Raw genomic sequence first — 20042 nt, forward strand, 5'->3', positions numbered from 1 at the left:
CGTCAGCCGATGGATCCGTGGACCTTGCGGTAGGCGTCCTTGACCCTGATCAGGTCACCGTCGAACTCGAACAGGTCGCAGCCGTCCACCCGATGCTCCCGCCCGTCCGCGTCCGTCCGGGTGTAGGCCCACTGCGCGGCGCCTCGGTCGCCGGCGACGAACGAGATGCCGTCGTGGGACTCGGAGCCGGCATCGTGGGAGAGCATCAACTCGAAGCCGCGCCGCACCTCGGCCCGCCCCCGGAACGTCGCGCCCGGCTCAGCCCCGACCGAGGACCGGAACACGCAGTCGTCGGTCATGAACTCCATGAGCCGGTCGAGGTCCTTCTCCCGCCACGCGGCTCCGAACTCCGCCAGGCGCTCCACTGTCATCGCCATGTCCGCGTTCCCTTCTTTCCGGTGGTCAGGTCGCCGACAAGGCTCGATCGAGATCGGCGCACAGGTCTTCGGCGTCTTCCAGGCCGATCGACAGGCGGAAGAAACCTTCACCGGCCCATTCGCGATAACGCCGCAGGTGCGCATCGTCGAGTTTGAAGGTCGTGCGCTGGAGATCGGCCGTGCGGGCTTCGAGGATGAGGCTGCGCGACAGGCCAAGTGACGCGGCGAAGGAGAAGACTTCGAGGTGCTCCTTCAGTCCTCCGCCGAATCGTTCATGGTCGGCGACGGTGAAGGAGATCATGCCGGAGGCGCTGTCCATCTGCCGTTTCGCCAGAGCGTATTGCGGGTGGGACGGCAGCCCGGGATACCGTACGGAAAGAACCCGGGGGTGGTCCTCGAGAAAGCGCGCGACGTGCCCGGCTCCGCGCGCGTACGCGGCCATGCGGATCGGCAGGGTTTCGATTCCGCGCAGGATCAGCCAGCAGTTGAACGCGCTGAGCGTGGCGCCGAGGTGGACCCCGATCTGGCGCCGCAGGCGCTCCATCGGTTCGGCCCTGCCGAGCACCGCTCCGCCCAGCGCGTCACCGTGACCGCCGATGTACTTGGTCAGCGAGTGCACCACGTAGTCGGCGCCGAGCAGCAGGGGGCGGGTGACCGCGGGCGTGGCGAAGGTGCTGTCGACGCACAATTCGGCCCCGTGCTGGTGTGCCACCTGCGCGAGCGCCTGGATGTCGGCCAGCTTGAGTATCGGATTGCACGGGGTCTCGGCGTACACGAGGCGGGTGTTCGGCCGCAGCGCGTCGCGGACATCGTCGAGATCCGACATGTCGGCGACACTCACCTCGATCCCCAGGGAGGGCAGCAGCCCACGGGTGAACTCGGCGGTGCCCGCATAGCTGACATCGCTGACCAGGAGATGGTCGCCGGGCGAGAGCACCCGCAGCATCAGCCCGGAGATCGCCGCGATGCCCGTGGCGAACACCACGGCCGCCTCCGCGCCGTCCAGCAGAGCCAGCTTCTGCTCGAGCTGGGCGGCGTTCGGGTGGCCTTCACGCGCGTACGCGAAGGGCACCTCCTCCTCCACGGTGCCTTCGGCGCTGAAGCCGATGCTTCCGTACTCGGCCGCGAAGTTCGTCGAGGTCGCGATGTGAGGTCCGATGGCGCCGGTGGCAGGATCGGGGCTCACCCCGCCGTGTACGGCACGCGTGCTGAAACCCAGGTCTCGTGGCATCGGCGGGCCTCCCTGAAGCGTTGGAACGGATAGTGCATTAGAGTGCACTATGAAGTGCACTCGTACAAGAGGTGGCGGATGACGAGCCTGCAGGACCTGACCGACGTGATCGCCTCCAACGTGCGGGCCGCCCGTCAGGCCCGCGACTGGACCCTGGATGAGATGGCCGCGCGTTGCGGGCTGAGCCGGCGCGTGATCGTGCAGATTGAACAGGGCAGGTCCAATCCGAACATCGCGACCCTGTTGCGGATCTCCGACGCTCTCGGGCTGGGCCTTCCGCGGCTCGTGGAGCTTCCCGAGTCCCCCAGGCCCAAGGTCGTCCGTGCCGGTCAAGGTCCTCGGCTGTGGCAGGGCGCCCATGGCGGGCACGCCCACCTGGTGGGCGGCGCGGGCCCGCCCGACGTACTGGAGCTGTGGGACTGGACCCTCTTCCCGGCGGAGTCCCACAGCAGTGAGGCGCACAGTCCGGGCACCGTCGAGCACCTGCTCGTCATCAGCGGCGAAGTCCGGCTCCAGGTCTCGGACGAGCAACTGCTCCTGCTCGCGGGGGACGCGGTGAGCTTCAACGGGGATCAGCCGCACTGCTACGCGAACGCGCCGGACTCCGACGGGCCGGCGCGATTCGCGCTCAGCGTCTTCCAGCCGGGGGTGGGCGGGTAGCTCCCGCGGCGAGCGGGATCCGGCGACTCCGTCCGGTCCGGAGCAGGGCCATTGCCGTGATCGGCAACGGATGTGAAGATCCACGAAAGGGGCAACGCGGACCACTTTCCCAGGAGCCAGGGGGCGGCGGAATGAGCGATCGACCTGACCCGAACGCGGGGAACACCCCGCCCGAAGGCTTACCACCCGGCGGCCCGCCTCCGGGGCCACCTCCGCTCCAAGGCCCACCCCCACCCGCGGGGCCGCCTCCGTTTCAAGGCCCGCCCCCGCCCCCGTTTCAAGGTCCGCCCCCACCCGCGGGGCCGCCTCCGTTCCAAGGTCCACCCCCGCCGTACGGGGCGCAGCCGGTGCGGCGGGGGCTCCGCCGGGGCCACCTCCTCCTCATAGGCGGCGGGATCACGGCCGTACTCGTCGGCGTGGCCGTCGTGCTCTCCATGGTCATCAGCATCCTCGGCCGCCTGCCGACCCCCTCCTCACGGGATTCGGCAAGCAAGCCCGCCGAGTCGGCCCCCTTCACCAGCGCGGTCGCCGACCTGTCCGGTCTCCCGGCGGCGCACTACGTCGGCGCCATGTCCGACCGCAGCGGGCGCATCGGCCTCGACATCAAGGTGACCTCGAAAGGCTCGGCCTCGGGCACGCTCACCGTGAAGGGCCAGAAGATCCAGCTGATCACGGTCAGCGGAAGGACCTTCATCAAGGCCGACGCGGCCTACTGGCGGCAGAACGGCGCCACGAAGGCGCTGAGCAAGGAGTACGCCAAGCGCTGGGCCAGGACCTCCAAGGACACGATCGGCACCGATCTCCTGAAGGTCTTCTCCCCTCCCGAACTGGCGAAATGGGTGGGACTGGCCGCCGGGCGCCCGACCTCGCCCAACGGCCCCGTCACGAAGATCGACGGCGTCGAGACCAGGAAAGTCGTCGTCCCGTTCGGCACGGTCTACGTGACGGCCGCGGCGCCGTACCGCATCGTGCGCATCGAGTCGGGGGGCGGCGGATCGCCCAGCGCCACCCCGCGCATCAGGGGCACCCGCTACTCGAGCACGGCACGTCTCGGCTGGAGGCTCGACGACTTCGCACTGGACGTCGTCGTCGACGCAATGCGCGGCGAGGACGCACGCGCGCACATCAACAATCTGCGGAAGCGCGTCAAAGTCCTGAAGAGCGCTGTCGACCTCAGCGTACGGCTCGACGTCCAGGGCAGGGGAAGGCTCTCGCCCTGCGGCAACAGCGGCTGCACGGCCAACTTCACCCTCCAGAGCCGTACCAACGCGGGCAGCCCGTACGTCAAGATCGGCAGGATCACGGTCGACGTCGTCATCACCGTCTGGCTGGACGGCGCCCTCGCGGGCAACTGCCGCAAGCACGTCACCATGCCCCCGAACGGCACCGTGGACGTTTCCTGCCGGGTCTCGTACAACGCCTCGACGACCCGCGGCCATCGGGTCAACGCCGAGTACAACGCCTTCGCCCAGGCCCCGGTCAAGGCCGAGATCCCGGTCATGGTCAAGGCGCTGGACGCGGAGTATGACAGCGTCCCCGTCCTCCTGCCCGAAGCCGAACTGGGCCGGCTGCGGGCGCTGCTGCCGCCCTACGCCGGCCAAACGAGCGGGGTGGGCGCGGACGTCGACGGCAAGCGGTTGCCGAGAGTCGCGAGCGGACAGGAGGCGGCGGATCGGAAACTCATCGACCGCATCAACAAGCGGCTGCAGGAACGGCTGCCGAACTTCGCCGGTCTGCGCTCCACGAGGGCGCACGACGCCGAGCAGAAGTTCGCCTACTACATGTACCTGCGACGTAAGTCGCTCAAGGAGGCCCACCTGGTCGTCAACCACCCCGAGGGGCCCTGCCCGCCACGCATGGGCTGCAACCACGTCCTACCCTGGTTACTCGCCCCGGACCAGAGACTGACGGTCTACTGGCTCGACTCGGGCGGCACCTGGCAGTACAAGCTCTACTCAGGCGAGAAGGACCGGTCATGACCTACCACGTGGAGGCGTACTACGCGTCGAGCCACCGCGACGCGCCCGAGCTGCTCGCCACACCAGAGGACGTCGACGCCCTCATCGACACGCTCCTGAGCATGCCGGACACGCACCGCGTCGCCGCCCTCTTCGTCGCCGAACGCGTGGACCCCGACACCGGCTTCCCCGACCACGAGCTGTACCTGGCGGTGAACGGCGACGCGGGGGTCGGCGCCCTGAAGTACGCCGACCCCGCGGGCAACTGGGCGAGCAGCGGCCGCCCGGAAACACAGTCGGGCGCCGGCGGATACCGCATGATCCACGAGCGGATCCCTTTCCCGGCGAACTCTGACATCCCGCTCGACCTCGCCCGCCAGGCCGTCAAGGAGTTCCTGTCCGGCGGGCGCCGTCCCGGCTGCGTGCCCTGGCAGGAGGACGCCTACCTGTAGCCCGCGGACCTCGGCGCGTTCACCGCGGGCTTCCGCTTGGCGCCGGCCGATGCGGGCTGGCGTGCATGTGCGCGCGCATCCCGTGCGGGTCGAACAGGATCAGCAGCTCGACGACGCCTCCGTCGGCGCTGCCCAGCCAGTGCGGCAAGGACGTGTCGAACTCGGCCGCCTCACCGGGCGGCAACGTCAGGTCGCGCTCGCCGAGGATGAGCCGCAGGTGTCCGTTGAGCACGTACAGCCATTCGAAGCCGTCGTGGGTCTGCGGGGTCGGCGCGACCGGCTCCGACTGGGCGGGGATGATCATTTTGAACGCGTGCACCCCGCCCGGCCGCCGGGACAGCGGCACGAAGGTCATCCCGAACCGCCGGATCGGCGTGAGGTGGATCCGGGGGTCGCCGGTGCGCGGGGCGCCGACCAGGTCGTCCAGCGGAACGTCATAGGTGCGGGCCAGCGGCAGCAGCAACTCCAGGGTGGCGCGGCGCTGCCCGCTTTCCAGCCGGGACAGGGTGCTCTCCGACACGCCGGTCGTCGCCGCGAGGGCAGCGAGGGTGATGCCGCGGTGACGGCGCAGCGCGCGCAGCCGCGGCCCCACCGCGTCGAGCACCTCGTCCAGTTCGTGGTCCATGAGGCCATCTTGCCGGAACCGCAAGATTGCGTGCCAGATCGCGGCGTGCCTGGTCAGACTGTGCGCGTACCCACCGAAGGAGTTTTGATGAGCACCACCGATGCGCTCACGTTCTGGGACGGCGTCTACGCGGCACGTTCGGCGGCCGTCAACCCGCGGCCGAATGCCCGTCTCACCGAGACGGTTACGGGCCTGGCGCCCGGCGACGCGTTGGACCTCGGGTGCGGTGACGGTGGCGACGCGCTGTGGCTCGCCCGCCGGGGGTGGCACGTCACCGCCGTCGACGTCTCGGCCGTGGCGGCCGAGCGGCTCGCCGCCCTTGCCCGCTCGTACGACCTGGGCGACCAGATCATCGCCGTACGGCATGACCTGACGGGGTCTTTCCCCCAAGGCCGGTTCGACCTGATCTGCGCCCACTACCTGCACACCCCCTTGGACCTGGACCGGGCAACCGTCCTGCGCGCGGCCGCGCACGCGCTGCGCCCTGGCGGACGGCTGCTGGTCGTCGACCACGGCTCGACCGCGCCGTGGTCGTGGAACCAGGACCCCGACGTCCGCTACCCGGCGCCGCAGGAGGTCGCCGCGGACCTCGATCTGGACCCGGCGAGATGGACGGTCGAGCGGGCCGACGCACCCCGCCGGATCGCGACGGGGCCGGGCGGGCGCACCGCCGAGCTCACCGACCACGTCCTGCTCATCCGCCGCGGCGCCTGACCCGGCGAAGGGAGAAGATCACCATGCCTCACACCGTACGCCGCCGCCGCGACACTCCCCCGCCCCGGACCGGGAGCGGCGAGGCCGAGGTCCTGCGCGGATTTCTCGACTACCTCCGGACCTCGATCGCCGCGAAGGTCGAGGACGCCCCCGAACCTCAGGTGCGAACGGCCGCCGTACCATCCGGCACGACCCTGCTCGGCCTGCTCAACCACCTGACCTTCGTCGAACGCTCGTTGTTCCTCGGGGACGACGTCACCGACTGGCAGGCGACGTTCCGTGCCGCGCCGGCGGACAGCGTGGCCGATGTCGTCGCCCGCTACCGCGAGGCGGTCGGGCGCGCGAACGACGTACTCGACGGGTGCGCCGATCTCGGCGCACCGGTCCCTCGACCGCGGCCGGGCCGCCCCGCTCCCAGCATCCGCTGGGCACTCACCCACCTGATCGAGGAGACCGGCCGTCACGCGGGCCACGCGGACATCCTCCGCGAACTGATCGACGGCACGACCGGACGCTGACCCCGCCTTCTCCTCCAGAACAGCAACGCCTGATCACCGCAACCGCGCGCCACCGTCGCAGTCGGTGTTCAAAATCTGGACCAGGATGTCCTTGCCGGGCCGCCGCCTGAACCGCGCGACCTCCTCGGTGAGGTCGCCGTGCGTTGCGCCGGCCGACCTCGATCAGCATGGCGGAGAAAACGATCTTGTCGATGCCGTTCATCAGGTCCGCCAGACCTCCGCTCGCCGTCGGCCGGTAACCCGCGTGTTCCCGGTAGGCACGGCGGTCGAGTGGTGGGCCTGCGCCGCGCCGGGCATCCTGTGCGCCCTGCCCAGCCCGCATCGGGTGCCCTTGTGCCAGCCCCTAAGCTTTGCCGTTGTGACGGACAGCTTTGATCCCGTGGCGTATAACCGTGCCGCCTGGGACCGCGAGGTGGAGAACAGTAACGAATGGACCCAGCCGGTCGGGCCGGAGGTCATCGCCCAGGCACGGGCCGGCGATTGGTCCGTCGTCCTGATCGGCTACCAGGCAGTGCCGCGCGGCTGGTTTCCGGCTGAACTGGTCGGTGCCGAGGTGCTGTGCCTGGCTTCCGGCGGAGGGCAGCAGGGGCCGGTGCTCTCGGCAGCGGGCGCGGCCGTGACGGTACTGGACAACTCGCCGCGGCAACTGGGCCGCGACCGGGAGGTCGCCGCCCGCGAGGGACTGGCCGTCCGTACTGTGCTCGGCGACATGCGCGACCTGAGCGTGTTCCCCGATGCCAGCTTCGATGTCGTCTTCAACCCGGTGTCCAACGTGTTCTGCCCCGATCTTGCACCGGTCTGGCGGGAGTCATTCCGCGTGCTGCGTCCGGGCGGAATCTTGATGGCCGGGTTCCTGAACCCTGACATCTTCATTTTCGACATCACGGCGCTGGAGGAGCGGGGTGAGCTCATAGTGCGCCATCAGCTCCCGTTCAGCAGCCTTGATCTCCCAGACGCCGAGCGGCAGCGCTCGTACGGGACCGGGCCGATCGAATACAGCCACTCACTCATCGGGCAGATCGGCGGCCAGCTCGCGGCAGGCTTCACCCTGACCCACTTGGACGAAGCCCCGCACCACGCGGATGCCACCGCCCGGTACATGCCTGGTTACTTCGCCACCCGGGCCATCAAGCCATAACCGCTGCGCGATCGGAGAACGCGCGAGTCTGCGGACCTTCCGGTGACAAACACGACCGGTCACCAGCACAGCAAGATGATCCCGCGCGGCTTCGCCACCCTTCCTGAGCAGGACGGTAGCCGCACCGAACGGCGGATCGGGCGTCGGCCCAGAGCCGTATCGGTCGCGGCGGAAGAGGGCGAACGTTGCCGGTCGCGGCGCTAGAGCGTGGGAAGCCGAGGCCCGAGGATTCGGGCCATCTCGTCGACGGTCTTGGTCATGGCGGCGGTGCCGAGGGGACGGACCCAGAACAGGACACGATCGACGCCCGCGGCCGCGTACGCGGCGACGTCGTCGATGTCGCCGCCGAACAGCGTCACGGGGATCGGCTCGTCGGAGCCGGGTTTGCGGACAGTCCGCTTGAACTCGGCAATGTGGTCCAGGACGCCGGGCCGCACCATGGGAATCCACTCGTCGCCATAGGCGACGACCCGGCGGGCGACGGTGGGTCCGTTGCCCGCGACGAGGATCGGCGGGTGGGGGCGCCGGACGGGTTTCGGCCATGAGGTGACGTGCTCGAAGTTCACGAAGTCACCGTGGTAGGCGGCGATGTCGCCGGTCCAGATCTCCTTCATGGCCTCGACGCGTTCGCGCATGACCTTCCACCGGGTGGCTGGCTCGGTGCCGTGGTTGCGCATCTCCTGGTTGATCCAGCCGGGGCCGACCCCGAAGTTCATCCGGCCGCCCGACAGGACGTCGACGGAGGCGACCTCCTTGGCCGTGACGATCGGGTCCCGCTCGGTGACCAGCAGGACGGCCGTGCCGATCTGGAGCGTAGTGGTGGCCTCGGCGATCGCGCCGAGCGCGACGAAGGCGTCCATGCCGTTCTTGAACTCCGGCGCGAGACCGAGCACGTCGTAGCGCTCGGGGGTGACGGCGGGGATGTGGGTGTGGTCGGGCATGAACAGCGACTCGAACCCGCGCTCCTCCAGCAGTCGGCCGAAGGCGCCGGGCGGGATCGCGTCGCGGGTGGGGAACATGATGAATCCGAACTTCAAGGCTGCCCTCCTTCACGGGTTCGACCAGTATATTTCGATTTCCATCGTAGTTTGACAACCGTCGAAATTCGGGGTTGTCTATGGAGCCGGAAACGGTCACACCCGGGAAGGAAGTTGAGGAGACATGTCCAAGGCAGTGCGGTTCGATGAGTTCGGCGGCCCCGAGGTGCTCCAGGTGCGCGAGGTCGAAGTCGGCGATCCCGGCCCCGGCGAGCTGCGGATCCGTGTCGACGCGATCGGCCTGAACCGGGCCGAGATCATGTTCCGGACCGACGCCTACCCTGACAAGCCGAGATTCCCCGGCTCCGGCCTGGGCTACGAGGCCGCCGGGGTGGTGGAGGCCGTCGGGCCGGAGGTGACCGGGTTCGCCGCCGGCGACCCGGTCGGCGTCGTCCCGGCGTTCCATCAGTCGCAGTACGGAACGTACGGCGACCATGTGCTCGTCCCGGCCGCCGCGACCGTGCACCGGCCCGCATCGGTCCCGGTGGAGAAGGCCGCCGCGGTGTGGATGGCCTACATCACCGTGTACGGCGCGCTCGCGGAGGACGGCTTCGTCCGGCCCGGCGACCATGTCCTGATCACCGCCGCGTCGTCCAGTGTCGGCATCGCCGCGATCCAGACCGCCAACCGCATCGGCGCGATCCCGATCGCCACCACCCGTACCGCGGCCAAGAAGCAGCAGCTCGTGGACGCCGGGGCCGCGCACGTCGTCGTCACCGACGACGAAGACCTCACCCTCGCGGTCAAGGAGCACACGGGCGGGGCCGGGGTCCGGCTCGCGTTCGACCCGATCGCCGGGCCGGGCGTAGAGGAGATCGCCCGGAGCATGGCACCCGGCGGCCGCCTGGTCGTCTACGGCGCGCTCGACCCGCGCCCGACCCCGCTGCCCAACGCGCAGGGCTTCCCGGCGCTGTCCACCAGCACCTACACGCTGTTCGAGGTCACCAGCGACCCGCAGCGCCTCGCCCGCGGTGTCGCGTTCGTCAACACCGGACTCGCCTCCGGGGCGCTGAACCCTGTCATCGACCGCGTCTTCGACCTGGAGGACATCGTCGCCGCCCACCGGCACATGGAGTCCAACACTCAAGTCGGCAAGATCGTCGTCACCGTCCGGCACTGAGCCCGCCCGCTCCTTCGACGCCCGTCGTAGTATGACGGGTCAGCGCAATCGCCGGAGGAGGAGAGCCACGTGACCCGCCCGAAGACCACCTCCCGCACCGTGGACAACCCCTCCGTCGCCGGAGTCACCCTCCAGCAGCTGCTCGAAGCCGTCGCCGACCCCGTTCGCCGCTCGGTGATCGCCCAGCTCGCCACCGCGGGCCAGGACATCAGCTGCGGCGCCTTCGACCTGCCCGTCTCCCGCTCGACCGCCACCCACCACTTCAACGTGCTGCGCGAGGCCGGCGTCATCCGCCAGCACTACCGGGGCACCACCAAGATGAACTCCCTGCGCTCCGACGACCTCGACGCCCGCTTCCCCGGTCTCATACGGGCCATCATCGACTCGTGCGTCCGCGAATCCGGCCAGGTCGCCGAAGCCCGCTAGGCGACCGCGCCCGGTGCTCATGCTCGGCGAAGTCTCCGCTCCGACGGCCGCTCAGTGAGGCTGACCGTCACGATCACCGACACCGGCCCAACAGGTCCGAGCCTGGGCTGCGGCGCGAGCGGCAGGGCATCCACGGAGGTGCGCGAACACGCGCACCGCTGCAGCGGCGCCCTGGCGTCAGGAGGCACGACTGCCACCCGCTCGAATTCCCGCGCCGTGCGGGCGTCACGGCTGTCGGTGGTGCGCGGGACGTCGTTGTGGGGCGTGCGCCTGCGGCGGCGGGCGCGCCAGCTCGTCGCGTGCTGGGCACGGACCGCCCGGTAGCCGTGCGGGCCGCCGTTCCTGGCGATCTCACGGGTGACGGTCGACCGGGACCGTCCCAGCCGGCGGGCGATGTCCGCGTAGGTCAGGCCGGCGGTCAGCCCGTCGGCGATGCGGCGGCGATCCTCGGCGGTCAACCGGCCTCCTGATATGTGCTCCCCTCCTTTGGACGAACGAGCGCCGACGCATGCCGGACGCGGTGCACCGATTGCGTTGTTGCACTCAGATACAAGCTCATTACACCAAAACATGGCGTTTTACCTGGGCATACGGGTTCTGCAAGTTGTTTCGCACCGGAACACGGCCTTAGCGTCTTCCTCGACCGAAACGGCACAAGACCTCCGCCAGATCCTCGGCGAGGAACCGGAGGAAGCGGACAGCCCTCATGCCAGTGCAACGATCGCAAGAACGCGACTCGTAGCTTTCCGCTGTAGTGAACGAACCTCGGTGGTGATGACACTCCATGAGCGTGCAGGACGTACAAGGGCCGGACGTGCGGCCAGGCCGGCGCGAACGGGCCGTCAACCGGATGATCGCCCGTCGTCTCGGGCTGCGCGCGGCGACCAGCGAGTACACGATCAACCGGCGCGTACGCATCCCCATGCGTGACGGCGTCGAGTTGCTCGCCGACCACTACGCCCCGGTCGGGGACTCGCTGGGCACAGTGATGATCCGCTCGCCCTACGGCTGGGAGGGGGTGACCGCGGCCATGTACCGGGCCCAGTTCCCCAGCCGTGGCTACCACCTGCTGCTGGTGCGCTGCCGGGGCACGTTCGGGTCAGGCGGAGTGTGGAATCCGTGGGTGCACGAGATCGACGACGGGGCGGACACGCTGGCCTGGCTGCGGGCCCGGCCATGGTTCACCGGCAGGCTGGCGACCATCGGCAACTCCTACCTGGGATGGACGCAGTGGGCGCTGCTGATGGACCCGCCGCCCGAGCCGGCCGCCGCAGTGATCCAGACCGCACCGCACGACTTCGCCGAGGCCGCCTACTTCGGCGGGGCCTTCAATCTCAGCGACTGGCTCGGCTGGAGCGAGCAACTGGTGTATCAGGAACGCCTCAGTGCCGTACGGGCCGTCGTGCGCATGGCCACCGCCGGGCGGCGGCAGGCGCCTGCGATGTCATCGCTGCCACTGGCGCGGGCGGCGGACGAGCTGTGCGACGGAAAGGCGCCGTGGTTCGAGAACTGGGCGAGCGCCCGCGACCTGTCCGACCCCTTCTGGGCGCCGATGCGCCTGGACGAGGCCCTTGACCGCGTGCGGGTGCCCGTACTGCTGCAGTCTGGCTGGCAGGACATCTTCCTGCCGCAGACCCGGCAGCAGTACGCGCGCCTGCGCGAACGCGGGGTGGAGGTGGCGCTGACCATGGGGCCCTGGACCCACCGGCAAGCCGGCACGCAAGGCATGTCGATGCTCGCCCGGGAGACCATGGACTGGCTCGACCGGCACGTAGCGGGTGTCCGGCGCGACGTCCGGCAGGCTCCGGTGCGGATGTTCGTCACCGGCGCCGACACCTGGCGCGAACTACCCGACTGGCCCGAATACCCCTTGCACCGATCCTGTATCTGGCGCCAGGGGGCGCGCTCAGCGAGCGTCGCCCGCCCGACGACACGCCGCCGGCCCACTTCACCTACGACCCGGCCGACCCCACCCCGACCGTGGGCGGGCGCCTGCTCGCCCCTTCCGGGGGGTACCGGAACGACAGCGCCCTGGCTGAGCGTGCGGACGTGCTCGCCTTCACCGGCGCTCCCTTGACGGACGCGATCGAGGTCATCGGCACGCCCTGGCTCGAACTGGCGCACAACTCCGACACGCCGCACGCCGATGTCTTCATCCGCCTCAGCGAGGTGGACCCCAAGGGGCGGTCACGCAACGTCAGCGACGGATTCGTCCGGATCGACCCACGCCAGACGGACGGCGTAGTCCGGATCGAGCTGGACCCCATCGCGCACCGTTTCCGCGCCGGCCGTCGCATCCGGCTGCTGGTGGCAGGCGGATCGCACCCCCGCTGGGAGCGCAGCCTCGGCACGGGTGAGGACCCGGCCACATCCACCCGGCTCGCGCCCTCCCACCGCACCATCGACCTCACCCGGTCTCGGCTCCACCTCCCCGTGCGGGATCGAACCGGGCAACACCGGTGACCTCCCAAGCCGCCCGAAGCAGACTTTGCCGATGGCCAGATCGAGGGCGGCGAGCACGTGCATGGCGTCGTCGGCGGGCGGCCTACCGCGGCGGGACGCGGGCTGGCATGCTCGAATCGGCACCCGGCCCGGCGGAGGGCACCCATGGCGCTCGCACCACTGACCCTGCTCGTTCCCGAGCTCCGCGCGGTCCCGTACGCGGGCGGCACGGACGTCCTGGACGACCTGGTGACCTGGGCGACCGCGCCCGGCCCCACCTCGGTGCGCCTGGTCTCCGGCCCGGCCGGGACCGGCAAGACGCGACTGGCGGTCGAGCCGGCCGCCCGCCTGCTGAGCAAGCTGTCGGACCGGCGAGCCTGGCGCGCCATGGTCGCCCTGGCCAGGAGCGCCGCGGACCACCCCGAGGGCGTCCGTGCGCTGGCCGCGGTGCTGGGCCACGACCTGGCCGGGCTGCAGAACGCGCTGACGGCGGCGCTCGGCACCGCCGTCAGCGGCACGCCCGACGCGGCGCTGGCTCTGGACGAGGGCGTAGATCACCGCGTGCATGTGGGTACGCACTCCGAACCAGGCCAGGACGCGGGCGACGTGGACTTTGACCGCGCCTTACTCGATTGAGGCCGATCAGAGCCGCATCATGGGCAGAAACGCCTCGTCGACCAGTCGGAACCGACGGCGCCCGAGTTCCGGGCCGGTAGCGCGGCGTCGACGAAGACCGAGCTGATGGCCGGTACTGTTCGAGGTCGTCGGGGACGGAGTGAGGCCCGAATCCGCAAAGCAATGGGACCGCGGCCGGGCCTAACCGCCGGTCGGGGAAGGTCTGTATCCGGAGCTTTGCCACGAGCCTGGTGCCGACAAGTGCGGTCACCGTGAGGGTGCTTAGGGTGCGTTCCCGAACGAGCGCACCCTCCACGCGTGTGGTGCAGCGCAACGGGCACCGGTCGTGAACGCGGGTGGTGCCACCTCTTCATGACAGCCGCCTGGCACCCGGCGAACCCGGCGGCCCTGGCGAGGGACGTCACCAATCACGAAGTCCAGGCACATGCACAGAGCCTTGCGTTTTGACCTTGACCCCCAGGTCAGCCTTTAGCGTCACGTTCATTCACCCGCAAGACAGAGAGGACTCCCATGGGCGACATTCCGGGCAGCCTGGACGGCAAGGGCGTGGTCATCACCGGAGGCGGCACGGGGATCGGCCGCGCCACGGCTCATCAGTTTGCCGCCGAAGGCGCGCAGGTGCTCGTGGTCGGTCGCACCGCGGCCCGCCTGGAGGAGACCGCTGTCGTGCATCCCTCGATCAGCGCCTTTGCGGCGGACGGCGCAGCAGCCGATGGACCCGAGCGGATCGTCGAGGCGGCGCTGCAGCAGCTGGGCCGCATCGATGTCCTGGTCAACAATGCCGCGATCACCCGCCCCGCCGCGCTCGGGACGATCGATCGCCGTACCGCCGAAGAGCAGCTCGCCACCAACCTCCTCACGCCTGTCTTCCTTGCTCAAGCAGCCCTGCCGCACCTGACCGCCGCGAAGGGGACGATCGTGAACGTGTCCTCCAATCCGCCCTCGTACGGCTGGCCGGACAACTCGATCTACGGTTCGACCAAGGTGGCCCTCGACTTCCTGACGGCCACCTGGGCGGTCGAGCTCGCGCCCAAGGGCGTACGTGTCGTGTCCGTGGCGCCCGGCATCACCGCCACACCCGTGCTGACGCACGCCGGGTTCACCCAGGAGCAGATCGCCGCCTTGGGCGAGGGACTCATCGAACGCATCCCCCTCGGCCGCATCGCCCAGCCCAGCGAGATCGCCTGGTGGATCGTGAACGTGGCACGGCCCGAGGCCGGCTACCTCACCGGCACGGTGGTTCGCGTCGACGGCGGCCTCTCCGTGGCGGCGGGGTAACGGAGATAAACTGGGATGGTGCTGATCGGGGAGCTGGCGCGAGCGAGCGGCGTCACCGTCCGGGCCCTGCGCTACTACGAGCAGCAGGGTCTGCTCCAGTCCGAACGGGCCCCCAACGGGTATCGACGGTACGACAGCAACGCAGCGACCAAGGTCCGCAACATCCAGCTCCTGCTGTCGAACGGGTTCACCGCCCAGGACGTAAGGGGCTTCCTGCCCTGCCTGGACAACGGGGAAGTCTCGCTTGGGCCGGCTTGCCCGCCCAGTGTGGAAGCGGTGAGCAGAAAGGTCGCGGCGCTGGAGGAGCGGATCGCCGAGCTGAGCGCCGTACGAGACCGGCTCGTGGAGGCCCTGGCCGGCAACGCGACGCCGCAACAACCCGGCACCATCGCTCGCCACCCCGCCTACACCCGCCCCGCTCAGCACTAGAGGAGCGGCCCGGCCGAGTCTGCCGCGTCGGCAAACCCCAGCCACCACCTCGCCGAAAGCCCATCGCAAAAGTCTGGGCTGCGGAAACCGCGATTCGCGAACTGACCAGGGCGCACGCTCTCCGACTCAGGCCGCTCACTGATTCTGATCGGTTTGAAGACTTCGGCTCCACAAGACGGCTCGGCGTCGATGAAGGCGCCGGCGAGCAAGCGCCATCCGGCGACGAAGCCGGGGTGGGCGGTGCAGTGGGGCACCGCGCGGATGCTCGGCACGTGCCGGAGGAGGTGCTGGAGTTCGTTGCCGAGCAGTTCGACATCGACGCGGCATGCGCGCCGGTGGCGGCCTTGGGACGTACGGGTGACCTCGGTCGATCGAACTGCGCACCCGGGGTTCGCCAGAGTTGTGCCGGCGAAGGTTAACCTCCGCCGACCCATTCGGCGCACACCATGGCCGTCCAGCGGCGACTCCGTGCCACCGGAGCCGCCGCTGGACGAAGCGGATTTCGTACGGACGCTTGCGGGGATCGCGCGCCGCGCCTACGTCCCCGCTAGTCCCCTGCCATCACGGTGAAGGTGAACCCGGAGCTCGTCGAACGGCGCAACGAAATGTCGCACTTGATCCGGCGCAGCACCTCGTTCCTGCTGAGGCCGAGCCCCTGCGCGATGAGCCGCTCCGGGCGCACCGGCACCGGATCCTCGAAGACGACCTCTACCCGGACCGGCCACGCCTCGTCGAGCCATTCCGACGAGGCATCCAGCCGCCAAGCCCCCTTCCAGTCCAGCGTGAAGCGGTTGCGCCGGGCGAGCAGCGGATCCAACAGCGTGGACGCCACCAGCTCCGGATCGTTGTCGTGGTAACGCTCCAGCTCGGTCGGGTCGAAGGATCCGACCGGCGCCCGCTCGTGCACGGTGAGCTTGCTCGTCCGATCGCAGAACACGCAGCGGACCAGCAGCCACACGTCCAACAGCTTGCCGTTGGCGTTGACGCGGAACCTGCCCTCGCCGGTGGTGGCCGACTCCGACCGGCAGTCCACGCACCGCAACGACAGCAGAGGCAGCCTGGTCCGACGAACGACCCAGGGCAGCACGATATGAGGTTGTGAAGACATGATCTCTCTAGACCTGACACGAGGCCGATTTCGCGCGGCCTCAAACGCTGTATGACCGGGCGCACACGGGCAGCCCGGCAGAGCCGACGGGAGCGTCGGCTTGAAGGTGAGCTGAAGAAGGTGTCAGGTCTAAAGAGCAGGCGGGGTCACGCGGGTTTTGTCCTCTGTCCTCACGGCGACGGGGCTGCAGGCAACCTACGGGAACGGGGAAGGAAGGCTCAAACGGATTTCCGGTGGCGCAGGGCCGGCGCCTTCCGAGTGGGCGTGCGCCCGCTGCTCGGGTGACGGCGACCCGCGGGTCCCTGTCGCTCGAGTTCACCCCAGCAGGTCCGCCACCGGATGGCCCGACGACCTACGCCGCGGCGTCGGCTTCCGTTTCGTTGGATACTGTGCCCGTACCAACGGGGCCCCGACCAGCTCCGCCCCGCGCTCCGGGCGGTCATCGGCGCGTGGCCGCAGCTACGAACAGCGGGACCGCGAGGAACAACCGCCCGCACCGACCCCGTTCACGCTGCTCGGCGACCCAGGCTTCGGCCTGCGCGTCGCTGATCGCTCCAGCCGAGCGCGCCCCCTCGGCGAGGTCGGCCAGCACGGGCACGCTCGTCGCGTCGGTGAAGATCCACGTGTGTACCTCAACGGTGACGTCGGCGAAACCCGCGTCGAGGAGAAGGTTGCGATAGCGGCGAGCGACGCGCGGGTCGGTGACCAGGTCGGCGCGAGCCTGCACGATGGTGCGGGTGAGCGCGGCATCGTCGGCGTCGATGACGAACGTGTCCCAGTCCTGCCCGATCAGCACGATGCGCCCGCCAGGGGCGAGCACACGCCGCGCCTCACCGGCCGCGCGGGCGGAGTCGTCCAGAACGTGGTACACCTTCTCCGCCCGATAGCCACGCAATTCACCGTCGGCGAAGGGCAACTCAAAGGCGTTCGCCACCCGGAAGTCCGCAGCAGGCCAGCGCCCGCCAGCCACCGTCACCATCCGTTCGTCAAGGTCGACGCCGACCGCCCGCGCGCCCCGCTCGGCCATCTCCGCGACCGCGCGGCCGGACCCGCACCCGACGTCGACCACCGCCACATCCGGCGCGATGCCGAGCAACTCGTAGGAACGCGCACGCAGCTCGCCCGCCCCGGGAACGTTGTCCCCGATGTCGAGCAGGGTGATGAGCGCATCGGTGTCATCGCTGGTACGGCCTGTCGTCTGAGTCTTGTCCATGCCTGAGATCCTGCGGCTTAAAGTCCGCTTGAAGTCAAGCGAACCATCCGAGTCGATGAGCATCGGCACGATCGCATCACCGTTGGGGCAAGTCCACCACCGTCCTTCAGCCGGACCAGACCTTGCCCGCCCGCCACCCAAGGACCGAGACGCCCCGCGACCCCGCACCCGCCCCGCCCGACCAAGGACCGAGACGCCCCGCGACCGCGCACCCGCTCCGGCCGACCCTGGCGCACGCCATCCCGCTGCTTCCCTCGCCACCCGCCGGGCACCCAGCCCGAACCGACCTCGTGCTCTCCGACGACGGGCAGTTCGATTCCTCCACCCTGATTCAGCCAGGAGGTGCTGGTCGGCGTCTGGGGTGCGGATGAACCGAGGATGGCTGATGGCCGGCCAGCCATGCCTGAACGACCAGGGGCTCATACCAGAGTTGTCACACCAGTGGGAGGCGGTGGAGCACCGCGTGCTCAGATCTGCTTCGGCCGGGCGGCCTGCTCGGCCCGTCGTGGCCGAAATAATGGCGCGCCCAGGGTGAGGGCGAGCAGGGCGATGCAGAGCCAGGCGAACCAGTCGCCGAGCCGCGTGTACAGGGTGACCCCGGCGGGCGCGGGAAGGGCGCTCGTGACGGTGACGAACTCGGCGTCCGTGGTGGCCGCCTCCGCCACGATGCGGCCGTTGGGATCACTGACGGTCACCTGCCCGGCGCGCGGGACGCGGGCGATCGGGAGCCCGTTCTCCACGCCCCGCACGACGGCGATCCGGCTGTGCAGCCAGCCGTCGTCGCCGAAGTCCCAGGCGGGGGCGTACAGTGCGGTCGCGCCCGCGGCCCGGTAGGAACGGACGAGGTCCGGATAGTCGAGGTCCTTGCAGATGATCAAGCCCCATCGTGTGTCCGGTGCGAAGACCAGATCCTTGCCCGGGCGCAGATCGCCTTCCAGGCCGGGGATCAGGTGATGCTTGGTGTATTCGACGGGCTCGCCACCGCCCGCGGGAAAGTCGAGAGCCACGTTGTAGAGGACGTCGCCCCTGGACCTGACCAGCCCGGCCACCACGTCGACCCGGTAGGTGCGGGCGATCCTGGTGAGGGGCCGGGTGAGCGCGGGCAGCGAGTCGTCGTCGGCGAGGAACGTCTTCTCGGGAAGCACCACCACCCGCGCGCCGTTCGAGGCGAGTTGCTCGATGTGGGAGGCGTACCGGGTGACGAGGTCGCGGCCCTGCGGGGAGTCCAGCTCGGTGACGTCGTTCGGGTGGTCGGTGGAGACCAGCGCCACCTTCTCGCCCCGAGGGGCGGGTGCGGTGCGCAGCCGCCACCCGCCGTAACCGAGGGCCAGCAGGACCACGGCGCCGAAGACCGCCGCCACCCGGACGCCGTCCGAGCGTGGGCGCGCCCCGGACGCCTCGCCCCCGGCAGACCGAGCGGCCGGGCGCAGGACGGCGGCGATGGCCGATGGGACCGCCATCAGCAGGAACGTCATGCCCCAGACGCCGGTCGCCGACGCGGTCTGCAGCACGGGCAGGACGTCCGCCTGCGTGTAGGCCAGGCTCCACCAAGCGCCATGCGGTAACGCGAGCGAGACGGCGTATTCCGTGACCACCCAGGCGGCCGGCACGACCGCGGCCGCCGACAGCGGGCGGCCGCGCAGGAGGAGAGCGCGGAAGGCCGCGACCGTCAGGCCGAAGACCAGCGCCGTGCCCAGTTGGCTGGCCGCGACGACGGGCAGTGGCATCTCGACGACGTCCAGGAAGTACGGCCACATGGCCGCCTGACCCACTGCCCAGGCGAAGAAGCCCGCGATCGGCGCCGTGCGCGCGTCGGCCCTCGGCGCCAGCAGAAGCACGGGAAGCGGCGCGAGCCAGGTGAACCACGCGATCGGGTGCAGCCCCGTGCCAAGGTGAAACAGCGCCGCCGACAACGTCACGGCCGCCATGGCTTTCCAGATCTTCATGGCGACGATCCTGGCCCCGGGAGTGCCCTCGAGTCGTCGGACCTGGGAGCGAACTTCGGCGTCAGCCCAGAGGACTACTCTCCGGCCACGACCAGCCCCGACTCGTACGCGAACACCACGGCCTGCACCCGGTCACGCAGCCCGAGCTTGGCCAGAATGCGGCTGACGTGCGTTTTGACGGTGTGCTCGCTGACAACGAGTTGGGCCGCGATCTCGGCATTGGAACTGCCGCGCGCGACCAGCCGCAAGGTCTCGGCCTCACGATCGGTCAGCAGGTCGAGCCGTGCCGCCAGCCGAGGGGCGACGCCGTGGCCGGGACGCCTGACCAGATCCTCCACGAGACGCCTGGTGATCGCCGGGGCCAGCAGCGACTCCCCCGCCGCCACCACGCGCACGGCGTGGGCCAGTTCGTCGCGGCGGATGTCCTTCAGTATGAAGCCGCTCGCTCCTGCCCGCAGCGCGCCATACACATACTCGTCGACGTCGAACATCGTCAGTATCAGCACCTTCGCCGACGTCGCCGCGCAGATCCGCTCGGTCGCCTCCACGCCGCCCATTCCGGGCATCCGCATGTCCATCAGCACCACATCAGGATTGAGCGCGACCGCTGCCGCCACGGCCGCGTCGCCATCGCCTGCCTCCCCGACGACCGTGATGTCGGGCTGCGCGTCGAGAATCATGGTGAAACCCGCGCGGAACAGGTCCTGGTCGTCGACGATGAGCACGCGCACCAT

Annotated in this window: 20 protein-coding genes and 1 pseudogene; 12 read left to right on the plus strand and 9 right to left on the minus strand. The window is 69.8% G+C overall.

Features of this window, described 5'->3' with window-relative positions:
• Window positions 1-2: 2 nt before the first annotated feature.
• Entirely contained in the window at window positions 3-377 is a 375-nt protein-coding gene (locus ABZS69_RS40625) for a nuclear transport factor 2 family protein (RefSeq protein ID WP_355381691.1), read from the minus strand.
• Window positions 378-402: 25 nt separating this feature from the next.
• Complete coding sequence (locus ABZS69_RS40630; protein ID WP_355381813.1) at window positions 403-1608, minus strand: PLP-dependent aspartate aminotransferase family protein; 1206 nt, start codon at window positions 1606-1608, stop codon at window positions 403-405.
• 78 nt (window positions 1609-1686) lie between these two features.
• Between ABZS69_RS40630 and ABZS69_RS40635 the strand changes: the two genes are divergently transcribed.
• From ABZS69_RS40635 to ABZS69_RS40645, 3 genes are all read left to right on the plus strand, one after another.
• Complete coding sequence (locus ABZS69_RS40635; RefSeq protein ID WP_355381693.1) at window positions 1687-2268, plus strand: XRE family transcriptional regulator; 582 nt, start codon at window positions 1687-1689, stop codon at window positions 2266-2268.
• A 347-nt stretch (window positions 2269-2615) separates the two neighbouring features.
• Window positions 2616-4247, plus strand: a complete 1632-nt coding sequence (locus ABZS69_RS40640; RefSeq protein WP_355381695.1) for a DddA-like double-stranded DNA deaminase toxin — start codon at window positions 2616-2618, stop codon at window positions 4245-4247.
• Window positions 4244-4678: an Imm1 family immunity protein gene (locus ABZS69_RS40645; protein ID WP_355381697.1), complete on the plus strand. Its 435-nt coding sequence runs from the start codon at window positions 4244-4246 to the stop codon at window positions 4676-4678. The genes ABZS69_RS40640 and ABZS69_RS40645 overlap by 4 nt, the downstream gene beginning before the upstream one ends.
• Window positions 4679-4697: 19 nt before the next feature.
• Here ABZS69_RS40645 and ABZS69_RS40650 read toward each other — a convergent pair whose 3' ends face one another.
• Window positions 4698-5303, minus strand: a complete 606-nt coding sequence (locus tag ABZS69_RS40650) for an XRE family transcriptional regulator (protein WP_355381699.1) — start codon at window positions 5301-5303, stop codon at window positions 4698-4700.
• A gap of 87 nt (window positions 5304-5390) precedes the next feature.
• Here ABZS69_RS40650 and ABZS69_RS40655 point away from each other — a divergent pair, with 87 nt between their 5' ends.
• From ABZS69_RS40655 to ABZS69_RS40665, 3 genes are all read left to right on the plus strand, one after another.
• Window positions 5391-6017 carry a class I SAM-dependent methyltransferase gene (locus ABZS69_RS40655; RefSeq protein ID WP_355381701.1) on the plus strand — a complete coding sequence of 209 codons (627 nt, stop codon included), beginning with the start codon at window positions 5391-5393 and terminating at the stop codon, window positions 6015-6017.
• A 23-nt stretch (window positions 6018-6040) separates the two neighbouring features.
• Window positions 6041-6535 carry a DinB family protein gene (locus ABZS69_RS40660; protein WP_355381703.1) on the plus strand — a complete coding sequence of 165 codons (495 nt, stop codon included), beginning with the start codon at window positions 6041-6043 and terminating at the stop codon, window positions 6533-6535.
• Between the two features lie 64 nt (window positions 6536-6599).
• Window positions 6600-7673: a class I SAM-dependent methyltransferase gene (locus tag ABZS69_RS40665; RefSeq protein ID WP_355381705.1), complete on the plus strand. Its 1074-nt coding sequence runs from the start codon at window positions 6600-6602 to the stop codon at window positions 7671-7673.
• 200 nt (window positions 7674-7873) lie between these two features.
• Here the strand turns inward: ABZS69_RS40665 and ABZS69_RS40670 are convergent, their stop codons facing one another.
• Window positions 7874-8710: an LLM class F420-dependent oxidoreductase gene (locus ABZS69_RS40670; protein ID WP_355381707.1), complete on the minus strand. Its 837-nt coding sequence runs from the start codon at window positions 8708-8710 to the stop codon at window positions 7874-7876.
• Between the two features lie 124 nt (window positions 8711-8834).
• On the opposite strand from ABZS69_RS40670, the gene ABZS69_RS40675 reads away from it, so the two are divergent.
• Together ABZS69_RS40675 and ABZS69_RS40680 are read left to right on the plus strand one after the other, a co-directional pair.
• A complete protein-coding gene (locus ABZS69_RS40675) occupies window positions 8835-9830 on the plus strand; it encodes a zinc-dependent alcohol dehydrogenase family protein (RefSeq protein WP_355381709.1) in 996 nt (331 codons plus the stop codon).
• Window positions 9831-9899: 69 nt separating this feature from the next.
• The gene (locus tag ABZS69_RS40680; RefSeq protein WP_355381710.1) at window positions 9900-10256 is read left to right on the plus strand and encodes a helix-turn-helix domain-containing protein; all 357 of its coding nucleotides are present in this window, start codon (window positions 9900-9902) and stop codon (window positions 10254-10256) included.
• Between the two features lie 17 nt (window positions 10257-10273).
• On the opposite strand, the gene ABZS69_RS40685 is transcribed toward ABZS69_RS40680, so the two are convergent.
• A complete protein-coding gene (locus ABZS69_RS40685) occupies window positions 10274-10714 on the minus strand; it encodes a helix-turn-helix domain-containing protein (RefSeq protein ID WP_355381712.1) in 441 nt (146 codons plus the stop codon).
• A 464-nt stretch (window positions 10715-11178) separates the two neighbouring features.
• On the opposite strand from ABZS69_RS40685, the pseudogene ABZS69_RS40690 reads away from it, so the two are divergent.
• The 4 genes and pseudogenes from ABZS69_RS40690 to ABZS69_RS40705 all read left to right on the plus strand — a co-directional run.
• Window positions 11179-12578, plus strand: a pseudogene (locus ABZS69_RS40690) (CocE/NonD family hydrolase); the annotation flags it as partial.
• A gap of 285 nt (window positions 12579-12863) precedes the next feature.
• A complete protein-coding gene (locus ABZS69_RS40695) occupies window positions 12864-13334 on the plus strand; it encodes a hypothetical protein (RefSeq protein ID WP_355381714.1) in 471 nt (156 codons plus the stop codon).
• Between the two features lie 510 nt (window positions 13335-13844).
• Complete coding sequence (locus ABZS69_RS40700) at window positions 13845-14612, plus strand: SDR family oxidoreductase (RefSeq protein ID WP_355381716.1); 768 nt, start codon at window positions 13845-13847, stop codon at window positions 14610-14612.
• Between the two features lie 15 nt (window positions 14613-14627).
• A complete protein-coding gene (locus tag ABZS69_RS40705; protein ID WP_355381718.1) occupies window positions 14628-15041 on the plus strand; it encodes a MerR family transcriptional regulator in 414 nt (137 codons plus the stop codon).
• A gap of 547 nt (window positions 15042-15588) precedes the next feature.
• Here the strand turns inward: ABZS69_RS40705 and ABZS69_RS40710 are convergent.
• From ABZS69_RS40710 to ABZS69_RS40725, 4 genes are all read right to left on the minus strand, one after another.
• Entirely contained in the window at window positions 15589-16128 is a 540-nt protein-coding gene (locus ABZS69_RS40710) for a DUF1062 domain-containing protein (RefSeq protein ID WP_355381720.1), read from the minus strand.
• A gap of 460 nt (window positions 16129-16588) precedes the next feature.
• On the minus strand, window positions 16589-17425 hold the full coding sequence (locus ABZS69_RS40715; protein ID WP_355381722.1) for a methyltransferase domain-containing protein: 837 nt from the start codon (window positions 17423-17425) through the stop codon (window positions 16589-16591).
• 404 nt (window positions 17426-17829) lie between these two features.
• On the minus strand, window positions 17830-19308 hold the full coding sequence (locus ABZS69_RS40720) for a nitrilase-related carbon-nitrogen hydrolase (protein WP_355381724.1): 1479 nt from the start codon (window positions 19306-19308) through the stop codon (window positions 17830-17832).
• A gap of 74 nt (window positions 19309-19382) precedes the next feature.
• Window positions 19383-20042: a response regulator transcription factor gene (locus tag ABZS69_RS40725; protein WP_355381726.1), complete on the minus strand. Its 660-nt coding sequence runs from the start codon at window positions 20040-20042 to the stop codon at window positions 19383-19385.

The organism is Nonomuraea sp. NPDC005650, assembly GCF_040605375.1.
GTDB lineage: Bacteria > Actinomycetota > Actinomycetes > Streptosporangiales > Streptosporangiaceae > Nonomuraea.